24 protein-coding genes and 1 tRNA gene are annotated in these 21,854 nt (G+C 56.2%); 8 read left to right on the top strand and 17 right to left on the bottom strand.

Annotation, left to right across the window (positions count from 1 at the left end):
* Nucleotides 1–21: 21 nt before the first annotated feature.
* The 4 genes from IFT53_RS08530 to IFT53_RS08515 all read right to left on the bottom strand — a co-directional run bounded on the left by IFT53_RS08530 (nucleotide 22) and on the right by IFT53_RS08515 (nucleotide 3,271).
* Nucleotides 22–993: a beta-ketoacyl-ACP synthase III gene (locus IFT53_RS08530; protein WP_042616014.1), complete on the bottom strand. Its 972-nt coding sequence runs from the start codon at nucleotides 991–993 to the stop codon at nucleotides 22–24.
* Complete coding sequence (gene plsX / locus IFT53_RS08525; RefSeq protein WP_042616015.1) at nucleotides 994–2,058, bottom strand: phosphate acyltransferase PlsX; 1,065 nt, start codon at nucleotides 2,056–2,058, stop codon at nucleotides 994–996.
* 101 nt (nucleotides 2,059–2,159) lie between these two features.
* On the bottom strand, nucleotides 2,160–2,723 hold the full coding sequence (locus tag IFT53_RS08520; protein WP_192064049.1) for a YceD family protein: 564 nt from the start codon (nucleotides 2,721–2,723) through the stop codon (nucleotides 2,160–2,162).
* On the bottom strand, nucleotides 2,723–3,271 hold the full coding sequence (locus IFT53_RS08515) for a ubiquinol-cytochrome C chaperone family protein (protein WP_192064050.1): 549 nt from the start codon (nucleotides 3,269–3,271) through the stop codon (nucleotides 2,723–2,725). Before IFT53_RS08515 ends, IFT53_RS08520 begins: the two co-directional genes overlap by 1 nt.
* Nucleotides 3,272–3,499: 228 nt before the next feature.
* Between IFT53_RS08515 and IFT53_RS08510 the strand changes: the two genes are divergently transcribed.
* Nucleotides 3,500–4,039 carry an outer membrane protein assembly factor BamE gene (locus tag IFT53_RS08510; RefSeq protein ID WP_042616018.1) on the top strand — a complete coding sequence of 180 codons (540 nt, stop codon included), beginning with the start codon at nucleotides 3,500–3,502 and terminating at the stop codon, nucleotides 4,037–4,039.
* Nucleotides 4,040–4,105: 66 nt separating this feature from the next.
* Here IFT53_RS08510 and IFT53_RS08505 read toward each other — a convergent pair whose 3' ends face one another.
* The 12 genes from IFT53_RS08505 to IFT53_RS08450 all read right to left on the bottom strand — a co-directional run bounded on the left by IFT53_RS08505 (nucleotide 4,106) and on the right by IFT53_RS08450 (nucleotide 16,650).
* Nucleotides 4,106–6,244 (bottom strand): sodium-translocating pyrophosphatase, encoded by a 2,139-nt coding sequence (locus IFT53_RS08505; RefSeq protein ID WP_192064051.1) that lies wholly within the window; start codon nucleotides 6,242–6,244, stop codon nucleotides 4,106–4,108.
* 187 nt (nucleotides 6,245–6,431) lie between these two features.
* Nucleotides 6,432–7,667 carry an MFS transporter gene (locus IFT53_RS08500; RefSeq protein ID WP_192064052.1) on the bottom strand — a complete coding sequence of 412 codons (1,236 nt, stop codon included), beginning with the start codon at nucleotides 7,665–7,667 and terminating at the stop codon, nucleotides 6,432–6,434.
* Between the two features lie 20 nt (nucleotides 7,668–7,687).
* The gene (gene nusB / locus IFT53_RS08495) at nucleotides 7,688–8,185 is read right to left on the bottom strand and encodes a transcription antitermination factor NusB (RefSeq protein WP_192064053.1); all 498 of its coding nucleotides are present in this window, start codon (nucleotides 8,183–8,185) and stop codon (nucleotides 7,688–7,690) included.
* A gap of 4 nt (nucleotides 8,186–8,189) precedes the next feature.
* Nucleotides 8,190–8,636, bottom strand: coding sequence for a 6,7-dimethyl-8-ribityllumazine synthase (ribH, locus tag IFT53_RS08490; protein WP_042616021.1), 447 nt, complete (start codon nucleotides 8,634–8,636; stop codon nucleotides 8,190–8,192).
* Nucleotides 8,637–8,763: 127 nt separating this feature from the next.
* Entirely contained in the window at nucleotides 8,764–9,396 is a 633-nt protein-coding gene (locus IFT53_RS08485; RefSeq protein WP_192064460.1) for a LysE family translocator, read from the bottom strand.
* 614 nt (nucleotides 9,397–10,010) lie between these two features.
* Nucleotides 10,011–10,622 (bottom strand): riboflavin synthase, encoded by a 612-nt coding sequence (locus IFT53_RS08480; RefSeq protein WP_192064054.1) that lies wholly within the window; start codon nucleotides 10,620–10,622, stop codon nucleotides 10,011–10,013.
* Nucleotides 10,622–11,701: a bifunctional diaminohydroxyphosphoribosylaminopyrimidine deaminase/5-amino-6-(5-phosphoribosylamino)uracil reductase RibD gene (gene ribD, locus IFT53_RS08475; protein WP_192064055.1), complete on the bottom strand. Its 1,080-nt coding sequence runs from the start codon at nucleotides 11,699–11,701 to the stop codon at nucleotides 10,622–10,624. Before ribD ends, IFT53_RS08480 begins: the two co-directional genes overlap by 1 nt.
* 3 nt (nucleotides 11,702–11,704) lie before the next feature.
* Nucleotides 11,705–12,184, bottom strand: a complete 480-nt coding sequence (gene nrdR, locus IFT53_RS08470; protein ID WP_042616025.1) for a transcriptional regulator NrdR — start codon at nucleotides 12,182–12,184, stop codon at nucleotides 11,705–11,707.
* 158 nt (nucleotides 12,185–12,342) lie between these two features.
* The gene (glyA, locus tag IFT53_RS08465; RefSeq protein ID WP_192064056.1) at nucleotides 12,343–13,632 is read right to left on the bottom strand and encodes a serine hydroxymethyltransferase; all 1,290 of its coding nucleotides are present in this window, start codon (nucleotides 13,630–13,632) and stop codon (nucleotides 12,343–12,345) included.
* A 193-nt stretch (nucleotides 13,633–13,825) separates the two neighbouring features.
* Entirely contained in the window at nucleotides 13,826–15,157 is a 1,332-nt protein-coding gene (locus tag IFT53_RS08460) for a L,D-transpeptidase family protein (RefSeq protein WP_042616027.1), read from the bottom strand.
* Between the two features lie 313 nt (nucleotides 15,158–15,470).
* Nucleotides 15,471–15,980 (bottom strand): transcriptional regulator LdtR, encoded by a 510-nt coding sequence (gene ldtR, locus IFT53_RS08455; protein ID WP_192064461.1) that lies wholly within the window; start codon nucleotides 15,978–15,980, stop codon nucleotides 15,471–15,473.
* A gap of 232 nt (nucleotides 15,981–16,212) precedes the next feature.
* A complete protein-coding gene (locus IFT53_RS08450; protein ID WP_042616110.1) occupies nucleotides 16,213–16,650 on the bottom strand; it encodes a DUF6163 family protein in 438 nt (145 codons plus the stop codon).
* 147 nt (nucleotides 16,651–16,797) lie between these two features.
* On the opposite strand from IFT53_RS08450, the gene hemB reads away from it, so the two are divergent.
* The 4 genes from hemB to IFT53_RS08430 all read left to right on the top strand — a co-directional run bounded on the left by hemB (nucleotide 16,798) and on the right by IFT53_RS08430 (nucleotide 19,869).
* Nucleotides 16,798–17,811, top strand: a complete 1,014-nt coding sequence (hemB, locus tag IFT53_RS08445) for a porphobilinogen synthase (protein WP_192064057.1) — start codon at nucleotides 16,798–16,800, stop codon at nucleotides 17,809–17,811.
* A gap of 74 nt (nucleotides 17,812–17,885) precedes the next feature.
* Nucleotides 17,886–18,344: an RDD family protein gene (locus IFT53_RS08440; RefSeq protein ID WP_042616030.1), complete on the top strand. Its 459-nt coding sequence runs from the start codon at nucleotides 17,886–17,888 to the stop codon at nucleotides 18,342–18,344.
* Between the two features lie 127 nt (nucleotides 18,345–18,471).
* Nucleotides 18,472–19,242: an arginyltransferase gene (locus IFT53_RS08435; RefSeq protein ID WP_192064058.1), complete on the top strand. Its 771-nt coding sequence runs from the start codon at nucleotides 18,472–18,474 to the stop codon at nucleotides 19,240–19,242.
* A 72-nt stretch (nucleotides 19,243–19,314) separates the two neighbouring features.
* Nucleotides 19,315–19,869: a DUF922 domain-containing Zn-dependent protease gene (locus tag IFT53_RS08430; RefSeq protein WP_192064462.1), complete on the top strand. Its 555-nt coding sequence runs from the start codon at nucleotides 19,315–19,317 to the stop codon at nucleotides 19,867–19,869.
* A gap of 10 nt (nucleotides 19,870–19,879) precedes the next feature.
* On the opposite strand, the gene IFT53_RS08425 is transcribed toward IFT53_RS08430, so the two are convergent.
* A complete protein-coding gene (locus tag IFT53_RS08425; RefSeq protein WP_192064463.1) occupies nucleotides 19,880–20,482 on the bottom strand; it encodes a DnaJ domain-containing protein in 603 nt (200 codons plus the stop codon).
* A 359-nt stretch (nucleotides 20,483–20,841) separates the two neighbouring features.
* Here IFT53_RS08425 and IFT53_RS08420 point away from each other — a divergent pair, with 359 nt between their 5' ends.
* From IFT53_RS08420 to IFT53_RS08410, 3 genes are all read left to right on the top strand, one after another.
* Complete coding sequence (locus IFT53_RS08420) at nucleotides 20,842–21,195, top strand: nuclear transport factor 2 family protein (RefSeq protein ID WP_192064059.1); 354 nt, start codon at nucleotides 20,842–20,844, stop codon at nucleotides 21,193–21,195.
* A 101-nt stretch (nucleotides 21,196–21,296) separates the two neighbouring features.
* Nucleotides 21,297–21,372 (top strand) — tRNA-Thr (locus tag IFT53_RS08415).
* A gap of 171 nt (nucleotides 21,373–21,543) precedes the next feature.
* On the top strand, nucleotides 21,544–21,813 hold the full coding sequence (locus IFT53_RS08410) for a hypothetical protein (protein WP_192064060.1): 270 nt from the start codon (nucleotides 21,544–21,546) through the stop codon (nucleotides 21,811–21,813).
* Nucleotides 21,814–21,854 lie beyond the last annotated feature (41 nt).

The raw sequence follows: 21,854 nt of genomic DNA, 5'->3' as shown, positions 1-21,854 counted from the left end.
CAAGGTATTATCCATAAAACTTTACCAGCGCAGTAGAACGGCACCCCATGTGAAGCCCCCGCCCATGGCTTCCAGCATGACCAGATCGCCCTTTTTGATGCGACCATCGGCAGCAGCAGCAGCCAGCGCGAGCGGAATGGAGGCAGCCGATGTGTTGCCGTGCTGATCCACGGTGATCACGACCTTCTCAGTAGGAATGCCAAGCTTTTTAGCAGAACCATCGATGATACGGCGGTTTGCCTGGTGCGGCACGAGCCAGTCCAGATCATCCGCAGTCGTGCCGGTGGCCTCGAACGCTGCCTCGATAACATCGGTGATCATGCCAACTGCGTGTTTGAAAACCTCACGGCCTTCCATGCGCAGATGCCCCACTGTACCGGTCGTAGACGGCCCACCATCCACATACAGCTTATCCTTGTGGGAACCGTCGGAGCGGAGGTTAGACGTCAAGATACCGCGATCGGAGGTCTTGCCCTCACCCTCGCCCGCCTCAAGCACCACCGCGCCCGCGCCGTCGCCAAACAGCACGCAGGTCGTGCGGTCGGTCCAGTCGAGAATACGAGAGAAGGTCTCGGCACCGATAACCAGAACCCGCTTGGCCATGCCGCCACGGATATAGAGGTCAGCCGTGGCCATGGCGTAAACGAAGCCCGAACAGACAGCCTGAACATCAAACGCGAAGCCGCTCGTAATGCCAAGGCGGCTCTGGATGTTGACCGCCGTTGCCGGAAACGTGTTGTCAGGCGTGGAGGTCGCCACGATGATGAGATCGATTTCATCCGGCTTGATACCGGCATTCTCCAGCGCAGCACGTGCGGCCAGCTCACCAAGCGAAGAGGTCGTTTCACCCTCACCGGCAATATAACGCTGCTTGATGCCCGTGCGCTGGACGATCCATTCATCCGTGGTATCGACGATCGCCTCAATGTCCTGGTTCGTCATGACGCGCTTTGGCAAAGCGGCACCGTAACCTCTTACGATTGAGCGTATCATCTATTCTTCCTCATCGACCACGAGCGCTTCAGGGCCCGGAGGCGGAAGGCGTCTTGCGTGGTATGCTTTCAAATCGTTTTCTATTTTCGCGGTCAAACCGTTATGCGCCATGTCGTAACCAACATCGACCGCCGATGCGAAACCAAGCGCATCCGTGCTGCCGTGGCTCTTGATGACAATGCCGTTCAGGCCCAGAAACACACCGCCATTGACCTTGCGGGGGTCCATTTTCTCGCGCAGCACATCAAACGCGCTTTTCGCCAGGATATAACCGATCTTGGCAATGAAGCTGCGGGAAATCGCCTCGCGTAACAGGGTATTGATCTGTCGTGCCGTACCCTCGGCCGTTTTCAGGGCGATATTGCCGGTAAAACCTTCGGTCACGACCACATCGACCGTTCCCTTGCCAATATCATTGCCTTCAACGAAGCCGCGATAATCGATGGTTCCGAGATCGGCCTCGCGGATGAGGCGACCGGCTTCACGAACTTCATCCTGACCTTTGACCTCTTCCACGCCAACATTCAGCAGGCCGACCGTGGGGCGATCAATGTCGAACAGCGCGCGCGCCATGGCACCGCCCATGATGGCGAAGTCGAGAAGCTGTTGGGAATCCGCGCCGATGGTTGCCCCAACGTCCAGAACGATGCTTTCGCCCTTCAGCGTGGGCCATATACCGGCAATGGCGGGTCGCTCGATGCGTGCCATGGTCCGCAGGCAGAACTTCGCCATGGCCATCAGCGCGCCTGTGTTGCCAGCGGACACGATGACGTCTGCCTCGCCAACCTTTACGGCTTCGATGGCGCGCCACATGCTGGAAACGTAGCGGCCACGGCGCAAGGCCTGGCTCGGCTTTTCGTCCATGGTGACAGACACTTCACAATCGAAAAACTCCGATCTGTTCCGAAGTGTTGGATACTGCGCCAGAATAGGTTCACATATGGCCTTCTGCCCGTAGAGCAGAAAGGTTACATCGGTATGCCGCTCGAGTGCCTTGGCAGCACCTGCGATGGCAACATCAGGGCCAAAGTCTCCGCCCATGACGTCAATTGCTATTCTGATCACTCGTCCCTGATCCTTCTTACCGCCGTGCGGTTGGAATTTTGCGCGAAAATAACGTTTCCGCGCTCTCTTACAACTGAATTATTGGCAATGACCAACGGGATTCAGTCTTTTTTCCAGTCCTTCAACGCCGCAAAAGGCGATGGCTTCTTCTCTACCTCGGCGTTTTCATCACCAAAGCCGGTGAAGTCGACGTCCGGCTTGCGTGGATAGGGATCGATTGCAAGTGCTGCAAATTCCGCAATGACCGCACCAACATCAATCGTGTCACCGCTGAATTGATCGGGACTATCAGGACCATCAGGATCAAGCACGATCTCGCCCTGCTCGTTGGTCATCAGGCGCGCAAGTTTGGAGCCTTCCGGCACAAAAATCTGCTCGATCTTTTCATCAATCACGCTTGAGACCGGCTCCAAAGACACAACGCAAGCCTGAGTCAGTGCGGCCCGCACATCGCCGGTAATCTTCAGCCCATCTTTTTTCCAGCGTGTGACCTGCAATTCGCTTTTCAGATACTCCACAGACAAGACGTCCCACAACTTTGCCAGCCCTGCCAGTTCTTCCGGGCTTGCGGTGAGACCAATCCTGACGGGATTGGCAGAAATGTGACCTACCTTCACGAGATAGGAAAAAGGAACGTCATCATTGGCCGCGTGTTGCGAATTCATTAAAACCTCTTCAAATCCGGGATGGGCATGCTAACGCGCCCCGTCGCGATCAATTCTTCCGACTGCGCAGTCAGGGCATCGGCAGCCCCCATCATCCAATCGGCAAGGCCGCGCATATCGGGCGCGGTCGTGTCTGGCTCTGGGTATATATTGCGGGCAAGGGCTGCCGCAAGGGCCTCGCCATCCTGAGTATCGAGTGCTGAAGCATAGGCCTCAAGCCGCCCGTAAAACATTCCGGCGAATTTTTTCATGCGCTTGGGCACGCCCTGGTCGCCAATACCAAGCTCACGCATGGAGTGATCGAGGTCCTGAAAAAAAGCGTCGATAATCTCTTGTGCAATTTCCTGCCCGCTGGTCGCGGCGGACTTCATGCGGCGAAAATACAGAATCATTACAATGGACAGCAGCTCGAAACGCCCCATGACGGTATCAGGCACACCGAGATGCAGATAGAAATCAGGGTGGCGCGCAACAGTCGTCAGCGCTGTATATTGCCTGTTAACGATGGCGCGATTGTTGTTTTTCTTCTTGAAAAGGCCAAACACCATCGAAATTTCCGAATATTGATCGGCGAAATCGCGTCTCGCCCCTAGCACTTGTTGCATGATTGCCAAAGCTGGTTTACCGAAGCATCCGAGAATTGCAATGCCGTTGAGGTCACGTTGATGATCGGACAGCCATTGCTTTCCTTTGTGAAACGGGGAACTCCTGTCCCCGGATTGACATAATCGTGTGTACAGAAGCGGTACAACACGCAATGCCGGAAGGTGCCATTCATGATCGCAGTCGGGGAAACGCAGGTGAGCAAGCAGAAATCCGCAACGCAGACCAAATTTCTCAGCAAGACCGCCCTTGCGATCGTCGTCGCATCCAGCCTGCTGACGGCCTGCTCCAGCACCACCGACGTTTTCCACAACGGTTACGTGGCTGACGAACAGTCCCTCCAGCTCATCCCTGTCGGCTCCAGCCGTGAACAGGTTCTGCTGACCATGGGCACTCCCTCTACGACCGCGACCTTTGGTAACGAGGTGTTCTATTACATCTCCCAGAAGCGCGTTCGCAAAGCGGCCTTCATGAAGCCGACGCTGGTCGAGCAAAATATTCTCGCGATCTATTTCGACAAGAACGGCGTTGTCTCCCAGAAGGCCAACTACACGCTTCAGGACGGCAAAGTCTTCGATACGATTTCACGCACCACACCAACGGGCGGCAAGGATCTTACCTTCCTGCAACAGCTACTGTCTGGCGGAACCGCTGGTGCCGGCATCGCGAAGAGCATTCTCGGCCAGAGCGCCGGCGGCGGCAGCGGCTTCTGATCCAACATCCATCCATGCAAAAGGCCCGTGACATGTGTCGCGGGCCTTTCTGTTTGTAGCGAAGGTTCAGTGGGCCAGAACGGCCAGCAGAAGAAGCGCCACGATATTGGTGATCTTGATGGCCGGGTTGACCGCAGGACCAGCCGTATCCTTGTAGGGATCACCCACCGTATCGCCCGTGACAGAGGCTTTGTGTGCGTCTGAGCCCTTCAGATGCGTGACGCCATCCTTGTCGATAAAGCCGTCTTCAAAGCTCTTCTTCGCATTGTCCCAGGCGCCACCGCCTGATGTCATGGAGATGGCGACGAACAGGCCGTTGATGATGACGCCAAGCAGGGAAGCGCCCAGCGCCGCAAAAGCCGATGCCTTGGAGCCCGAAATCAGCAGCACGCCGAAATAGACGACGAGCGGTGCCAGAACTGGCAACAGCGATGGAATGACCATTTCGCGGATTGCCGCCTTGGTCAGAATATCGACCGCCCTGCCATAGTCAGGCTTTTCCGTGCCCTGCATGATACCAGGCTTTTCGCGGAACTGACGTCGCACCTCTTCCACGATGGAGCCTGCGGCCTTGCCCACAGCCGTCATGGCGATACCGCCGAATAGATAGGGGATCATGCCGCCGAATATCAGACCGGCCACCACGTAAGGGTTGGAGAGGCTGAAGGAGATGTCGCCAATATCCTTGAAGTAGGGATAAAGATCGCCATTCGCCGCAAAGTAGAACAGGTCATTGGAATAGGCCGCAAACAGGACCAGCGCGCCAAGGCCAGCCGAGCCGATAGCATAGCCTTTGGTCACAGCCTTGGTGGTGTTGCCAACCGCGTCAAGCGCATCGGTCGCTTTGCGCACATCTGGATCAAGCCCCGCCATTTCGGCAATGCCCCCGGCATTATCGGTCACGGGACCGAACGCATCAAGTGCGACGATCATGCCAGCGATACCGATCATGGCCGTCACCGCAATGCCGGTGCCAAACAGGCCTGCAAGCTGATAGGTGGAGAGAATGCCGCCAACGATGACGATGGCGGGCAGTGCTGTCGACTCCAGCGAGACCGCCAAGCCCTGAATGACGTTGGTGCCGTGGCCAGTAACGGAGGCCTGTGCGATGGAATTGACTGGCCGCTTGTTGGTGCCGGTATAGTATTCGGTGATGACGACGATGAGCGCCGTCACCAGAAGGCCAACAATGCCGCACAGAAACAGATTGGTGCCGGTGATGTCCATGCCCGCCACTGTGCCGATGGAGCCCCAGCCGATGGTGAGAGATGTTGCAACGGCCAAGCCTGCGACAGAAAAGACGCCCGTTGCGATCAGCCCCTTGTAGAGCGCACCCATGATGGAGCTGTTGGTTCCGAGCTTGACGAAGAAGGTTCCGGCAATCGATGTTAGAACGCAGACACCGCATATCGCCAGCGGATAAAGCATGGCGCTTTCCAGCACCGGTGCTCCGGCAAAGAAGATTGCAGCCAGAACCATGGTTGCCACCACAGAAACGGCATAGGTCTCGAATAGGTCAGCCGCCATACCGGCGCAATCACCAACATTGTCGCCGACATTATCGGCAATGGTTGCGGGGTTGCGCGGATCATCCTCTGGGATACCAGCCTCGACCTTGCCCACCAGATCGCCACCGACATCAGCACCCTTGGTGAAAATGCCGCCGCCTAGACGCGCGAAAATGGAAATCAGCGATGCACCAAAGCCCAGCGATACCAGCGCGTCGATCACCTCGCGCGATCCGGTTGCATGACCCATGCCTGCTGTCAGCACGAGGTAATAGATGGAAACGCCCAACAGAGCGAGGCCAGCCACCAGCATGCCGGTGATGGCACCGGACTTGAAGGCGATATCGAGACCGGCGGCCAGACTGTGGGATGCGGCCTGCGCAGTGCGCAGATTGGCCCGAACCGAAACATGCATGCCGATAAAGCCTGCGGCACCGGACAGAACGGCACCGATAATGAACCCGATGGAGGCTTCCGCCGAAAGGAAGTACCAGACGGCGGCTGCGACGATGATACCGACAATTGCGATGGTGAAGTACTGGCGGCTGAGATAGGCCTGCGCGCCCTCACGAATATAGCCTGCGATCTCCTGCATGCGTTCGCTGCCCTGATCGGCATCCAGAACGCTTTTCGTTGCCCAGACCGCGTACACCACGGACAGGACACCGCATAAAATTACCAATGCAATGACAGTCATTCGCACTTACCTCCAATGTGCCGGGCTCACTCCCTGCCCGGTGGGCGAAACCATGCGGGGCGTGAGGGTGCAACGACCCTTACGCCGAGGTAAGCCGCCTTTCCCCTCCCGGGAGCAACGGCTTGCGCGCGGAGGATGCGTTGCCGAAACCCGCTGCGTCAAGCCCGAAACATGTCAGCTGGAAATCTTAAGTCTCTGATACAGAGTGGTTCTGCTTTTGTTTTAGCAAAAGAAAAAGAACCAGGAGAAAACAGGTCCCGGCCACGGGCCAGATGACGAGATTCATGAACGACCAGCCCAAAGCGGAAAACACCTGACCTGAGGCAAATGACGAAATGGCCACGGTTCCAAACAGCACGATATCGTGGAAGCCCTGCACCTTGTCGGCCTCATGCGGGCGGTAGCTGGACGAAACAATCGACGTTGCGCCAATGAACCCAAAGTTCCAGCCCACCCCAAGCAGAATGAGGGCTGCCCAGAAATTCCAGAGTTCGATTCCCATATGCGCAACAACGGCACAGGCCATCAGAATGACCAGCCCAGCAGCCACTACCTTTTCTGCGCCAAAGCGGGCAATCAGCATGCCCGTGAAAAAGCTGGGCGCGAACATGGCCAGCACGTGCCACTGGATGCCAAGCGTCGCCAGTTCAGTTGGAAATCCACAGCCGATGACCATGGCAAGCGGCGCGCCCACCATCATGAACGTCATCAGCGCATAGGAACCGATGCCACAGATCATGCCTGTAACGAAGCGATGGGTGCTGACGATGGCCATGAGCGGCCGTGCCGGTTCATCCGTCGCAGATGCGCTGTGCAGCTCAGGCAATTTCAGAAAAGAGAATATGGCGGCAGCAACAAGGCCGAGCGGTATGAGTGCTACGAAGGCACCGGCAAAAGTAACCGGCGCCAGCAGATCCTTACCAAAAATGGCCAGCTGCGGGCCGATGATGGCGGATCCGATGCCACCCGCCAGGATCCAGGAGATAGCTTTCGGCTTGTAGAAGGAAGGTGAGGCATCAGCCGCAGCGAAACGAATTTTCTGGGTGAAGCCACTCGAAATGCCAATCAGCATCAAACCGGCGGCAAACAGCCAGAATTCGGAGCGCAAAAGTGCGACAGCCGCGATGCCACCACCCGTGGCGCACAAAAGTGCACCGAAGATGAAACCCGCTTTGCGTCCCATATAGCGTGATGCTATGGCAACGGCGATGGCGCCAAGCGCCACGCCGATGTTGAAGCCGGTCAGCGGTGCTGTGGCCAAAGCCTTGTCGGTGTCCAGAAGCTGATAACCCGCAAGCGCGCCAACGGAAAAGCTGAGCGGCCCGGCAGAGCCCATGATGGCTTGTGCCGCCATGAGGAGGAAGACATTGCGCTTGGCCTGCGCCAGTTGATATTCAAGACCGACAACAGAAACAGCGCTCATATCTTCCTCAATATCCTAGATCAGCGTTTTGCCTCGCCGCGCACCTGCTTGGCGATCCGGTCCAGAACCGCGTTCACCAGCTTTGGCTCTTCATGTTCGAAGAACGCACGGGCGATCTCGACATATTCGGTGACGATGACCGCAACTGGAACGTCCTTGCGCTCCAGAATTTCAAACGTGCCAGCACGAAGAATTGCGCGAACAGTAGTGTCCAGGCGCGACAAAGGCCAATCTTCCTGCAGCGCAGAGCGCACCAGCGGATCAATCTTTGTCTGATCCCGAACAACGCCCGCAACGATGGAGCGGAACCAGGATGGATCCGCCTTCAGATAGGTCTCGCCATCCACTTCCTGGCCAAGCCGATGCGCCTCGTATTCGGCAACGACTTCCATCACACCGGTGCCGCCTACATCCATCTGGTAAAGGGCCTGCACGGCAGCAAGCCGCGCCGCACCGCGTTGGTTGACGGGCTTTGTGGATGGCTGGCGGGGCTCGGAACCGTTTTCAGTGTTGCTCATGGTCTCAGCCACCCAGTTTTTTCTTCAATTCAATCATGGTCAGCGCTGCACGGGCCGCGAAGCCACCCTTGTCCTTGTCGGACCGGCGAACGCGCGCCCAGGCCTGCTCTTCATTTTCAACGGTCATGATGCCGTTGCCGATGGCCAGCGATTCACTGACAGCCAGATCCATCAGCGCACGCGAGGATTCATTGGAAACGATATCGAAATGGTATGTCTCACCGCGAATGACCATGCCGAGCGCAACGAAGCCATCATATTCCGCGCCGTCATTGTCTGCGCCGTCAAGCGCCATTGCGATAGCAGGCGGGATCTCAAGAGCACCGGGTACGGTGATGATGTCATAGGTGGCGCCAGCTTCATCGAGCGCAAATTTCGCGCCATCGAGAAGTGCATCGGCCATATCGTCATAAAAACGTGCTTCCACGATGAGAAGATGGGGCTTGGACATAAGATTTTCCTGAAAGGCTGCGCCGGATCATCCCGGCTTTTGGCGCGGTCAAACCATGGCTAGCCCCGATTGGCAAGCATTTTTCACACATGGCAGCCGCGTCTGGCTGTCTGGGAGGCGTCGTAGATCAGCTTTTCTGAAAAGCAAGATGGACACCCAACCCCATCAAAACAGCGCCCGCCCCGCGCCGGACCATGGTCTGGACACCGTTGGAACGCTTCAATCTTCCGACCATTGCGCCCGCCAGAAGTGCACCGACCAGATCAGCCGACGAAAAAATGATATTGACGACAATGCCGAGGATCAGAAACTGCAGCCAGATTGGAAATGACGCTGCCGGGTCAACGAACTGCGGCAGGAAGGCCAGAAAGAACAGTGCGGTTTTCGGGTTGAGCACATCAACGATAATGCTGTCGATGAACGCTCGCCTCGCCGATTTCGGTTGAAACGTCAGGTCAACGTCCTTGCCCTCCATCTTGCTGCGCAGCATGGAAAAGCCGAGCCAGATCAGGTAGAGCGCGCCGCAAAGCTTGACCGCAAAATAGAGCCACGGCACGGCCTGAAACAGCACGGATAAACCCGCTGCCGCTGCAATAATGTGAAAATAGCAGCCCACATGGATGCCAAGCACGGCCATCAGCCCCGCAAAACGCCCTCGCGCCATAGTCTGCGCCGCTGCATAGAGCATGGCCGGGCCGGGAATATAGGCAAACAGTGCCGTCGTTATAAAAAAGGCAGTCAGCAATTCATAAGACGGCATATCGATCCCCCAACTGCCCATGACAGTTCCATCAGGCCAGACTCGAGGTCTATGCGTCAAGCCTCTAGCGAATAGATCGAGTGACCATTGCGACAAACCGATTGCCGAAACGGCAAGAGAAATATACGTTTTATTGCCTGCACTGCAGCGGATTCAGATCGGTATTTATCCATGATTAAAATATTGAAGAGTTATCATTTTGCGAAATAAAACAATATTTTTCACTTCAGTAGCACAATTGGCTCTTTTTATCAGCGCACTACTGACTCCGGAATATCTGTTAACTCCCTATCTATCAATCTTATCATCAATATTGATATTTAATTTGCGGATGAAATATGTAAAGTGGCGGATATATGCTACCGATATTCACATAGACAAAAACGCAATTATTAGCGAGAGTGCTTGGGGAATATTTATGTTTCCAACGTTCTACGCGGCGTACAGTATATTTGGTGAATTGGTGTCTGGTTCGTCCAATCACTATACGATTGCTGCATCAATATTCTTTTCAGTCGTCGTGATTTGGTGCGGAACTGAAGCTATAAAGCGGATAAAGCTATAGCGCAGCCGATTGGGCCTGCCCACATGTAGCTACACATCAGGCCCGACATTTATGCAGCAGGAAACTCAGCCAATCTAGCCGCATAACGCGCCATCGTATCGACCTCGAAATTCACGAAATCACCCGGCTGGCGGTCGCCCCATGTGGTGACTGAGAGCGTGTGGCGGATCAGGAGTACGTCGAAGTCCGTGCCATTGACGGCGTTGACCGTGAGAGACGTTCCATCAAGCGCGATGGAGCCTTTGGGCGCCACGAACTTTGCAAGGTGGGCAGGGGCACGCAGGCGGATGCGCACCGCTTCGCCTTCAGGCTCAATGGAGAGGATTTCAGCCTTGTCATCCACATGGCCGGAGACGATGTGGCCACCGAGTTCGTCACCGATCTTTAGCGCTCGCTCGAGGTTGACGCGCGTGTCCTTTTTCCAGCCCGCGATGGTGGTGAGGCGCAAGGCTTCTTCCCAGGCTTCAACCTCGAACCAGCGCTCATTGCTGCCAGCATCTGGCAGCTTCGTTACCGTCAGGCACACGCCGCCATGGGAAATCGATGCGCCGATATCGATCGTTTTGGGGTCGTAAGCCGTTGCAACGCGAAGGCGGACACCTTCTGGCAGCGCTTCAACTTCAGCGACGGTTCCGACATCGGTGACAATTCCGGTGAACATCAAAGCGGCCTTTCAAATTCAAAACAGCGATCCGGCCCGTAAGCGGTCTCGCCGACAAAGGTATATTCCTGCGGGATATCGGCACGCTGGAGCGGGCTTTCAACCCCACCCTCACCAACAACGACACGGCCTTCAAACAAAAGGATGCGATCCACCAGACCAGCCTCAAGGAAGGCTTTCGCAACGCGTGCGCCGCCCTCAACCAGAAGCTCCGACATTCCCCGCTCTGCGAGAACGGCAAGGAGGTCGGCGAGTGAGGAGGTTTCCAGAACGTCGACACCCGCAGCCATTAGCGCTTCGCGCCTCGATACGAGGTCTGTCTCAATCCCTGCCACCGCCACGACGGGCACATCGCGCGCCGTGCGCACAAGCTTTGAACTCAGCGGCAGTTCCAAACGTCGATCCATCACGATCCGCACCGGCGAGCGATGCTCAAGTCCTGAAATGCGCACGGTGAGTTCGGGGTCATCAACTGCGGCAGTCCCAAGACCGACAAGGATTGCATCACAACGCGCGCGCAAAAGATGTACAGCATGACGCGCCTCAGGACCGGTGATTGCCACCTGCCCTCCACCGAGCCTGCCGATCATGCCGTCAGCAGAAACCGCAATCTTTAATATGACATGCGGTCGTTTCTTCAGCTTTCGCGTGAGGTATCCTGCCAGTGCCCGCTTGCTTTCCTGGCGCAGCACTCCGGTCTCGACCTCTATCCCGGCGTCGCGCAGAATCTGATTACCGCGCCCGGAAACTCGTTCATCCGGATCATCGACAGCGACGACGACGCGAGCAATGCCGAAGTCAACAAGGGCGTTTGCGCAGGGCGGGGTTCTTCCGAAATGGGCACAGGGCTCAAGCGTCACATAGGCCGTTGCGCCCCTTGCGGCTTCGCCCGCGATTTCGAGCGCCTGTCTTTCCGCATGGGGACGACCGCCAATGGCAGTCACGGCTTCGGCGATGATCTCACCGTTCTTGACGATGATGCAGCCGACGGAGGGATTGGTATCGGTGAGGCCCGCATGGAGGCGCGAAACCTCGAGAGCACGCGCCATAAACTTCTCATCATCGGCGCGAGACGTCATAACTTACGCACCGGCGTCCGTGTCACGCGCAATCTTGGCATTGATCTCCGAAATGACCTTCTCGAAATCTTCAGCGTGGCTGAAATCGCGATAGACAGAGGCGTAGCGTACGAACGCCACGTCATCGAGACCCTTCAGCGCCTCAAGCACCTGCAAGCCGATTTCTTCCGATGGAATTTCCGTCTCGCCAGAACTTTCCAGACGACGCGCAATGCCTGAAACGGCACGCTCTATGCGATCGCGGTCCACAGGGCGTTTGCGCAGTGCGATCTCAAAAGACCGCACCAGCTTTTCACGATCAAACGGCAGCTTGCGGCCGCTTTTCTTGATGACCATAAGCTCGCGCAACTGCACGCGCTCATAGGTCGTGAAGCGACCGCCGCAATCCGGGCAAATGCGCCGCCGGCGGATGGAGGTGTTATCCTCCGCCGGTCGCGAGTCCTTGACCTGCGTATCTTCCGAGCCGCAAAAAGGGCAGCGCATTACTTAATCCTCATCTCACTGTCTGTTCAAGAATTGCTGCTGGTGTGGCGAAAATGGCGATTTCGAGAACTGGAGCGCAGCGTACTTAAAGTACGTGAGCACCGGAAGCGCAGAAATTGCCATTTGCAGCCCACCAGCGGCAATTATGGAATAGACGGTTACAGGTACGGGTACATCGGGAACCTGTCCGTTAGCGCGACAACCTTTTCACGAACGGCAGCTTCGACGGCTGCATTGCCTTCATCGGAATTGGCAGCCTTGAGGCCGTCAAGCGTCTCGACGATCAGATTGCCGATCTCACGGAATTCCGCTTCCTTGAAGCCGCGTGTCGTACCAGCAGGCGTACCCAGACGGATGCCGGAGGTCACGAAAGGCTTTTCAGGGTCGAACGGAATGCCGTTCTTGTTGCAGGTAATGTATGCGCGACCAAGAGCAGCTTCCGCACGCTTGCCGGTGGCGTTCTTCTTGCGAAGATCGACCAGCATCAGGTGGTTGTCGGTACCGCCGGAAACGACATCCAGACCACCTTCAATCAGCGTTTCAGCCAGCACCTTGGCGTTTTTCACGACCTGAGCAGCGTAGTCCTTGAATTCAGGCTTCAAAGCTTCACCGAATGCAACAGCCTTGCCGGCGATGACGTGCATCAACGGGCCGCCCTGCAAACCGGGGAATACGGCAGAGTTGAACTTCTTCGCCAGACTCTCGTCATTGGTCAGGATCATGCCGCCGCGTGGGCCGCGAAGCGACTTATGCGTTGTCGTTGTGGCAACATGGCAATGCGGGAACGGCGAAGGATGCTGACCACCGGCGACTAGACCGGCAATATGCGCCATGTCGACCATCAGGTAGGCGCCGACTTCATCAGCGATGTCACGGAAGCGCTTCCAGTCCCAGACGCGGGAGTAAGCCGTGCCGCCAGCAACGATAAGCTTTGGTTTGGTTTCCCGTGCCTTGCGCTCCACGTCTTCCATATCAAGGAGGTTGTCGCCTTCACGAACACCGTAGGACACAACATTGAACCACTTGCCGGACATGTTGACAGGCGAACCATGCGTCAGGTGACCACCGGAATTCAGGTCCAGACCCATGAAGGTATCGCCCGGCTGAAGCAGCGCGAGAAACACGGCCTGGTTCATCTGCGAACCGGAGTTAGGCTGAACGTTGGCGAAGTTGACGCCAAAGAGCTTCTTGGCCCGCTCGATGGCCAGTTGCTCGGCAATGTCAACGAACTGACATCCACCGTAGTAGCGCTTGCCAGGATAGCCCTCGGCGTACTTGTTGGTCATGATCGAGCCCTGCGCTTCAAGCACAGCGCGGGAAACGATGTTTTCCGAGGCGATCAGCTCGATCTCGTGGCGCTGACGACCGAGCTCCTTCTCGATCGCGCCAAAAATATCTGGATCGACGTCGGCGAGCGGACTGGAGAAGAAGGCATCTGTGTTCGTCATGATGAAAGCTCCTGAAACAGTAATGCGATGGCGTCTTAGCGCCCTGCCCTTTCAAGAGCAAGACAGCCTGCGAGATTTGCCCGTCAAACTGCGACTTTGTCAGAATAATTCGATCTTTCCGACGCCGCCGCCCTCCAAAAGATAAAGCCGCGTTCAAAGAAAACGCGGCTTTAGATGTCATCAGCACAATGGATCAGTTGCGAGGAATAAGGTCGTCCTCGATTGAACCCGATGGCTGCTCCATGGTGTTGGTCGTGTTCAGTGCCAGTTCGGCGTTGCCGTCCTTGCTGTAGATATCGTCGCGGAACTGCACGACGCCGTCACGGGTAGACCACGCCGTGATGTAAACGAAGTACACGGGAATTTCCTGCGCCAGCTTGATCGGCGTATTGACGCGGCTGGCAATGACCCGCTCGATTTCCTGTCGCGACCAGCCCGGCGTATCGCGAAGCATCCAGGATGTGAGGTCGCGAACGTTCTGCACGCGCACACAGCCAGACGATTCAAAGCGCATCAGCTTGTTGAACAGACCCTGCTGCGGCGTGTCGTGCATATATTCGTTGTTCGGGTTGTGGAAGTTGATCTTGGTCGAAGACATGGCGTTGTTCTTGCCTGGATCCTGACGGAACATCAGGTTCGGAGCCTTCGGCGCATTCCAATCGATTGTCGTTGGAGACACTTCCTGTCCCCTGCCATCCAGAAGGCGGATGTTGTTCCGCTCCAGATAGGTCGGGTCCTTCCGCATCAGCGGCACGATGTCCTTTTCGATAATCGAGCGAGGCGCAGTCCAGTAAGGGTTGAGAATGATCTCGTAAATCTTGGAATTGATGATGTGCGTGGGACGCGTATCGCGACCAACAACAGCAGTGTTGCGCAACACGACGCGGTTGTTTTCAACGGCTTCGATGGAGGCTGCCGGAATGTTGACCATGATATGGCGCGGACCAAGATCGCCCGACATCGTGTTGATGCGAACAAGGTTGGTCTGAAGCTGTGCGAGGCGAATCTGGGCCGAAACATTCAGCGCCTTCAGCGTATACTCACCGATCACACCATCGGCAGGAAGGCCGTGACGTGCCTGGAAACGCTTTAGCGCACCATCCACATAGGAATCGAACGAGCTGGAAATACCGGCTTCACGCGGCAGGTCGCCTGAGATCATCAAACGCTGACGCAGTGCCTGAACGGACGGATCACTGACGCCGATCTGAAGCTTCTGCTGGCTTGCAGGAACCTCAGGCCAACCGCCATTCGAAACGATCTGCTGATACTGCAGCATGGCCTGCTGCACATAGGCTGGTGATTCAGGGCTGAGAACTGGCGTGTTTGATGCAACACCGGCGGTGGAGCGCGATGAGTTTGCATCAAACTGGTCGTCCCAGTTACCACGACGCGACGATCCGATAAGATCGTTGAACGCATCCTGCGCGAATGCGGGCGCGGCAAGAGCCACAGCACCGAGAGAAACGGCAGAGCGCAGCATGGCGCGCCGGGATAATACTTCAGAGACGATTTTCTTTGTCATTTCACCTACCAGCCACTTCATCAGGCATCTTTTACAACGCCTAAAACAACATCGTTAACAAACACGTATAGCGTGCCTGCCGGCAGGATGAACTCGATGCGAAACTTTTGGATGACGCATGACGCGAACACGGGAGACACCGCCGGCTCCTAGCATGTGGCGGTCCCATACCAATATGGCCAATTCGTGTCACCTAAAGCGCACTCACGAAGCTGTGTCAGCCTGTGATTTTGCAACGAGGACACGTAATAATGCAACAAGCCGGACGCGAGACGCGTCCGGCTTTGCTTGAAGGCTGTTTTATGGCCAGCGATTACAGGCGGTAAGCAATCGAGTCGTTCCAGAAACGGTCCAGACGCTGAAGCATCTTGTTCATTTCGGCGAACTCGCCGGTACCGATGCCGCCGACTTTTTCGATGGAGCCGATGTGGCGCTCGTAGAGGCCTGCAACGGTTTCTGCGATGGCCTGGCCCTTCTCGGTCAGGCTGATGCGAACCGAGCGGCGATCGATGCGGGAACGCTGGTGGTTGATGAAGCCGAGGTCTACCAGCTTCTTGACGTTGTAGGATACGTTGGAGCCGAGGTAGTAGCCACGCGAACGAAGCTCGCCGGCGGTCAGTTCGGATGTGCCGATGTTGAAAAGCAGGAGCGCCTGAACTGCGTTGACATCATCGCGACCCTGACGGTCGAACTCGTCCTTGATGACATCGAGCAGGCGGCGGTGGAGGCGCTCAACCAGGTGGAGCGATTCCATGTAAAGAGAGCGGATGGTTTCGTCCTGTGTGTCGGAAACTGCGGCCTGTGGCTTTGCTTTGCTATTGATCATGACTGCCTCACTGTTTTGTTTGGCGGTGTTTGTTTGTTTCCCGCCTTGAGAGGAAATCTAAGCAATGCGCATAAAATTCTACTTAAAATGCAGGATTAACGAAACGTTACTTGCATGATCGGCATTTGGTGCGACCCGGCGCCCGTCCAAATAAGACACAATCGTCCCTATATATTTCAATAGGTTAGGTCAAATTTTCGGAGAAAATCAGGGCTGAATTGCTTTAATTTTATGGTAAATCAATTCTTGAGCGCTCGTCATTTTGGCGCGCATCCAGCCAAAAAGCGACCTGGAATAGTATATAAACCGTTGACACGATGCCGTGCATGACGGGCACTATGGTGTTGTTTCCGTAAATATCCGGCCAGACCTTGTACATGGCAATCTGGGTGCCCGCACCGATGACCCACATGACCGCCCCCCAGGACGCGCCAAGCCAAAGTCCGAGCGCTGCAACGGGAAACACGACGGCAAGGCTGGTGCCGGCAACCCGCCATGGCATGTTGAGCATATCGAAGCGCGCAAGCCCGCTTAGGGAGTAGCCCGTCAACATAGCCCAATATTGCAGGCCGAACCAGAAACACGAAAGCGCCACCAGCCTCAGAAAGGTGATGTAGAGAATTTCGGCAAGCGACATCTTGGGATGCGGTAGAGAATCAGGTTCCATGCTGTCAGGATAGTGGCCTGTGGTGGGCGCGACCAGCAGATATTGATCTGCGGGAATTCGCCTGCCAAAACCCCGCAACGATCTGCCGCATTCGCATGTCGTTTTCCCTGTGTTATGTGCAGGGTATATTTGGAAAGGCAGATATACATGACCGACAAGACCCATCTCGTGGACCACATCACCGGCCACCGCCGCATGCGCAGAAACCGCAAGGCAGACTGGACCCGCCGACTGGTGCGCGAAAACATGCTGACGGTGGATGATTTCATCTGGCCTGTGTTCATCGTGCCGGGCACCAATATTCTGGAGCCGATCCCGTCCATGCCGGGCGTCAACCGCATGAGTGTGGACAGAGCGGTCGAAGCGATCAAGGAAGCTGCCGATCTCGGCATTCCCGCCATTACCACCTTCCCCAATATCGAGATGGGCCTGCGCGATGAAACCGGCTCTCAGGTTCTGGAAGCCAACAACCTGATCAACGTGGCCACGCAGGCCATCAAGAAAGCGGTCCCCAACATCGGCATCATCACCGATGTGGCGCTCGATCCTTTCACAAGCCACGGCCACGACGGCATCCTGCGCGAGGGTGAGATTATCAACGACGAGACCGTGGATCAGGTCGTCAAAGCCGCGATCATGCAGGCGGATGCGGGTTCTGACATCATCTCTCCATCCGAAATGATGGATGGTCGCATCGGCGCTATCAGGCGTGGGCTGGATGCGAGCGGCCACCAGAATGTGGGCATCATGTCCTACGCCACGAAGTTCTCTTCCGGCTATTACGGCCCATACCGGGATGCGATTTCCACCAGCGGCCTGCTGAAGGGTGACAAGAACAGCTATTATATCAGCCCCGCTAATGGCACCGAAGCGCTGCGCGATGCCGCGCTCGACGTCGAGGAAGGGGCCGATATGCTGATGGTCAAGCCCGGCCTGCCCTATCTCGATATCTGCTGGCGCCTGAAAGAGGCATTCGGTCTGCCGACCTTCGCCTATCAGGTCTCAGGTGAATATACCCAGATCAAAGCAGCTGCCATGAATGGCTGGATCGATGGGGATCGCGTGATGATGGAGACGCTGTTGTGCTTCAAACGGGCTGGCTGCGACGGCATTCTGACCTATTTCGCGATCGAGGCCGCCAAAAAACTCGCAAGGGGATGACAAGGGTCGATTGGCTCATCATTGCATTATGCGGTTTCAACACCATATAATTTTCCGAACAGGAGACACCGTCGATGAGCCTCGACCCGAACACAACATACGTTCCCACCGATGACTGGCGCACCTATAGCGGCGTGCTGAGCCGTCGCGTCTTCGCCTTCATCATTGACTATATGATTGTGCTGCTGCTCTGCATTCCTGCAGCGGTCATCATCTTCTTTCTGGGCGTTCTCACGCTCGGCCTCGGCTTCGTGCTGTTCCCTGCCATGTTCTTCATCGTCGCAATCCTGTATTTCGGCATGACGCTCGGCAGTTCCGCACAGGCAACGCCTGGCATGCGGGCTGCGGGCATTGCCATGGCACGGGTCGATGGCAGACGAATCGATTTTCTGTTGTCGACGGTACACATCGCCCTGTTCTGGATTCTCAACTCGGTTCTGACGCCGCTGATTCTGCTGGCTGGCCTGTTTACCGAACGCTCGCGTCTGCTTCATGACTTTCTGCTGGGTACGGTTATCGTCAGAACAACCTGAACTCAGGGGAAAGCCGCGTGGGTTGTGTCAAAATGATGTGCAACCCACATCTGCCAGTTGACGTTTCGGAGCTTTTTGCCATTCTAATGCAAGAGGCTTGGCTGGCGAAGGGAGCGATCAGGGTTCGATGAACACGCAGGCGACGCCTTCACCACAATTCTACCTGACAGCTCCGGCAACCTGTCCCTATCTCCCAGGTCAGTTGGAGCGCAAGGTCTTCACGCATCTGGTCGGCCCTCGCGCGCCCGAAATGAATGATCTGCTGACGCAGGGCGGCTTTCGCCGATCTCAAAACATTGCTTACCGCCCGGCTTGCGAAACCTGCCGCGCCTGCGTTTCCGTGCGCATTCTGGTGGATGGCTTTGCACCGACAAAGTCCATGCGCCGGGTTTTGAGCCACAACAGCGATCTTGTCTCGACCGTCCACCAGGCGGAACCCTCCACCGAGCAGTTTTCCCTTTTCCGCCGATATATTGACCATCGCCATCAGTCTGGCGGCATGTCCGATATGTCGGCTCTTGATTACGCTGTCATGGTGGAAGATTCGCACGTTAACACCCGCGTTATCGAATACCGCAAGCGCGAACCAGGCGCAGGGATCGATGACAGCAAACGCGGTGAGCTGGTCGCTGTCGCGCTGACCGACACAATGAGTGACGGCCTGTCCATGGTGTATTCATTCTTCAACCCGAATTATGAGAAGCGCTCACTCGGCACGTTTCTCATCCTTGATCATGTAGCCCGAACGCAAAAGCTGGGCCTGCCCCATGTCTATCTCGGCTATTGGGTGAACGGCTCTGAAAAAATGGGCTACAAGATCCGCTACCACCCGCAAGAACATCTAACCCCGCGTGGCTGGGAGCTATATGTGCCGGACGACAGTTCGGGCACGAAATGATGACCACAAGCAGGAAAAAGCGTGCCGATACGATTTAAGACCATTCTTGCCACCGGCGCGCTGATCGCCTTCATGGCTTCCGGCGCGAGTGCCCAGACAGGCTGGAGCCCAAGCGAACAGATCAAGACCTATCCCATCACCGGCCAGACCGGCTTTGAACTCTACCAGTCGATTGGTGAGCGCGGCCCGCAGATAGGCGTTCAGGCGGTGGCCCACACCACCTTCAAGCTGACGTGGAAGCGTGACTACCGCCCTCAGCCGGATGGCGCCTGCGTGCTGGCAACGGCGCGGCCCAACCTCGTCATCATCTACACATGGCCCAAGGCACCTGCGAACCTGCCCTCACCCGTCGCTGCCAGCTGGCAGCGCTTCATATCCGGCGTTGAGACGCATGAGCGTGTGCACGGCACGCATATTCTGGATATGGTCAAAAAAATCGAGGCCTTCAGCGTGGGCCTTCGCGCCGAAAATGATCCCAAATGCCAGAAGGTGCGCGAGGTGCTGCAAAAGCGTCTCGGTGAACTGTCCAATGAGCAACGCCAGCGTGGCCGCGATTTTGACCGTGACGAGCTTTCAAATGGCGGTGCCGTGCATCAACTCATTCTCACGCTGGTCAACGGCCCCTGAACGGCGCAGACTATTCCGCGGCCTCGCCCTTCAGCACCGGCTCTGACAGAATCACCATCTCAAGCTCGTAGGAATAGCCTTCGAGCATCGTGTAGGCCTGCTCTATGACCTCGATCTGGGTCTCGGCATTCTTGATGGCGTCGGCAATGGACTGGCTACGAGCGCGCAGCATGGAGCCCAGAACATCCGTCTCCGGCTTGCGACCAAGACGGTCCATGTGCTTGCGCACTCGGGCGCGGTGGCGCTCCAGTTCCAGAATGTGAAAACGGCTTTTGAGAATATCGTCCGTCAGCTTGCGGCGCATGGCGGCAACGGGGTCGAAGCTGCCGGGTTCGCGTTCATCCAGAATAAACTCGTTGACCAGCGTTTCCAGCATCAGCAGACCCTTGAGATCCTTGGCATCAGCCAGTTGCGGATCATATCCGGTATCATCGAAGACCCGGCGTCGCACGGGATCCTTCAAAAGGTCATAGGCCAATTGCAGCTTGGCAAACTGTTCGGCGTCGCCACCGCTGTCGGGATGGGCGCTTTTGGCCACTTTGCGATAGGCAGCTTTGATCGCCGCATCATCCGCATTGCGCTCAACACCCAGCAAAACATAAGGATCGATCACCGAAACACCTGTACCCGCATTCACAAAAATCGGCCTGACCCGCAACAAACGGGTGAGATCGTAAACAGATCATACGAAATTTTCTCTGCCCTAGGCACCCCTTTGTTGCGGTTTTGAACGCAAAACGACTTATCGGTCCGCGCACCCGCAGCAATGCTGCCATCGCCCTCAATTTTGTCCACTGCATGGCAATGGAAAAAACGCAGCCGACAAACATGTGGATTGCCTGTCGGCATGGACGGTCCCGGCACAGGCAAAACACGGCTAAATAGGAGCGTTAACCACTGGTTTTAAAGGATTCTGGCGTATTCTAAAAACGTGCTGTAGTCTCATCCATAACTCTGGCGAAGGGCACCACCATGTCGGAAACAATCACTCAGACAATCACAGACTATGTGCAAGCAGTGACTGATGCCAATGCAAGCCTCCTGCGCGAAGTCTTTGACCCACGCGCCTCCATCGTCGGAAATTACGAAGGCGCCACGGATTGGCTTTCGCTTGAAGATTTCATCCACCAAATCCACCCGGCTGATGCGAGCGCGGCAGAGAACGCGCCGGACTTCCAGATCCACGGCATAGACCAGACCGGCGACACCGCCTCCGTCAAACTCACCACCCGTCTGGCGGGCGTAGAATTCGGCGAATATCTGTCCCTCCTCCAGCGTGACAAAAACTGGACCATCATCCACCGCCTCTATTACCTCCAGGGCTAACCAGACGCCCCGAAATCACCCTCCAACAACTTTTTCCGCATCAAATTCATTTTTCCACTTTACACGACCAGAGAATCTGATAATTCCACCCGCACTGGAATGCCCTTGTAGCTCAGTTGGTAGAGCACCTGATTTGTAATCAGGGGGTCACGAGTTCGAACCTTGTCGGGGGCACCAGTATTTTCAAGCACTTAAGTGCTTATCTCCCCAAAACTTTTTCTCTGTATATGTCAAACCACAATGGCTGGTTTGTAGGTGCCGTCACTGACTATCGGCAATCAGACGCGACATTGTTTGCAACATGCAACACGCCCTGGCAGGTTGCTGCCTTGAGCATGGAGGTTGCAAATGGATAAGTTTCTTCAAGTGGTCGGCTGGGTTGGTATAGGCATTGTTACCGTGATCCTGCTCGCCCTCATGGCGAAAGCGGGACAAGGCGAATACGCAGTGCTTGCCTTGTTAGGCGCTATGACATGGGCTTTGCCGGCAGTCATCGGCTTCGTTATCATTGCCGCTTTTGGCAATATGCTTTCCCAACTCAAAGCCATCCGCGCCGCTTCAGAGCGCCAAGCTGACATGTTTCAGTCGATCATGGCGAGCCGGAGAACCGCCGAGTGATGGATTTGCCTCCGTTTGCGCAATCAAGCGCTCCTCGGTCT

The sequence above is a fragment of the Rhizobium sp. CFBP 13644 genome (assembly GCF_014842165.1).
GTDB classification, from domain to species: Bacteria; Pseudomonadota; Alphaproteobacteria; order Rhizobiales; family Rhizobiaceae; genus Agrobacterium; species Agrobacterium tumefaciens_C.
The sequence above is the reverse complement of the archived record's forward strand: the minus strand, read 5'-3'. Positions and strand labels throughout refer to the sequence as shown.

Bases quoted from the DNA above. Each gene is read 5' to 3' on its own strand.
- IFT53_RS08530 (WP_042616014.1), bottom strand. From the start codon at position 993: ATGATACGCTCAATCGTAAGAGGTTACGGTGCCGCTTTGCCAAAGCGC.
- IFT53_RS08520 (WP_192064049.1), bottom strand. From the start codon at position 2,723: ATGAATTCGCAACACGCGGCCAATGATGACGTTCCTTTTTCCTATCTC.
- IFT53_RS08515 (WP_192064050.1), bottom strand. From the start codon at position 3,271: ATGGTGTTTGGCCTTTTCAAGAAGAAAAACAACAATCGCGCCATCGTT.
- IFT53_RS08510 (WP_042616018.1), top strand. From the start codon at position 3,500: ATGATCGCAGTCGGGGAAACGCAGGTGAGCAAGCAGAAATCCGCAACG.
- IFT53_RS08505 (WP_192064051.1), bottom strand. From the start codon at position 6,244: ATGACTGTCATTGCATTGGTAATTTTATGCGGTGTCCTGTCCGTGGTG.
- IFT53_RS08500 (WP_192064052.1), bottom strand. From the start codon at position 7,667: ATGAGCGCTGTTTCTGTTGTCGGTCTTGAATATCAACTGGCGCAGGCC.
- nusB (WP_192064053.1), bottom strand. From the start codon at position 8,185: ATGAGCAACACTGAAAACGGTTCCGAGCCCCGCCAGCCATCCACAAAG.
- ribH (WP_042616021.1), bottom strand. From the start codon at position 8,636: ATGTCCAAGCCCCATCTTCTCATCGTGGAAGCACGTTTTTATGACGAT.
- IFT53_RS08485 (WP_192064460.1), bottom strand. From the start codon at position 9,396: ATGCCGTCTTATGAATTGCTGACTGCCTTTTTTATAACGACGGCACTG.
- IFT53_RS08480 (WP_192064054.1), bottom strand. From the start codon at position 10,622: ATGTTCACCGGAATTGTCACCGATGTCGGAACCGTCGCTGAAGTTGAA.
- ribD (WP_192064055.1), bottom strand. From the start codon at position 11,701: ATGACGTCTCGCGCCGATGATGAGAAGTTTATGGCGCGTGCTCTCGAG.
- nrdR (WP_042616025.1), bottom strand. From the start codon at position 12,184: ATGCGCTGCCCTTTTTGCGGCTCGGAAGATACGCAGGTCAAGGACTCG.
- glyA (WP_192064056.1), bottom strand. From the start codon at position 13,632: ATGACGAACACAGATGCCTTCTTCTCCAGTCCGCTCGCCGACGTCGAT.
- IFT53_RS08460 (WP_042616027.1), bottom strand. From the start codon at position 15,157: ATGACAAAGAAAATCGTCTCTGAAGTATTATCCCGGCGCGCCATGCTG.
- IFT53_RS08450 (WP_042616110.1), bottom strand. From the start codon at position 16,650: ATGGAACCTGATTCTCTACCGCATCCCAAGATGTCGCTTGCCGAAATT.
- hemB (WP_192064057.1), top strand. From the start codon at position 16,798: ATGACCGACAAGACCCATCTCGTGGACCACATCACCGGCCACCGCCGC.
- IFT53_RS08440 (WP_042616030.1), top strand. From the start codon at position 17,886: ATGAGCCTCGACCCGAACACAACATACGTTCCCACCGATGACTGGCGC.
- IFT53_RS08435 (WP_192064058.1), top strand. From the start codon at position 18,472: ATGAACACGCAGGCGACGCCTTCACCACAATTCTACCTGACAGCTCCG.
- IFT53_RS08430 (WP_192064462.1), top strand. From the start codon at position 19,315: ATGGCTTCCGGCGCGAGTGCCCAGACAGGCTGGAGCCCAAGCGAACAG.
- IFT53_RS08420 (WP_192064059.1), top strand. From the start codon at position 20,842: ATGTCGGAAACAATCACTCAGACAATCACAGACTATGTGCAAGCAGTG.
- IFT53_RS08410 (WP_192064060.1), top strand. From the start codon at position 21,544: ATGGATAAGTTTCTTCAAGTGGTCGGCTGGGTTGGTATAGGCATTGTT.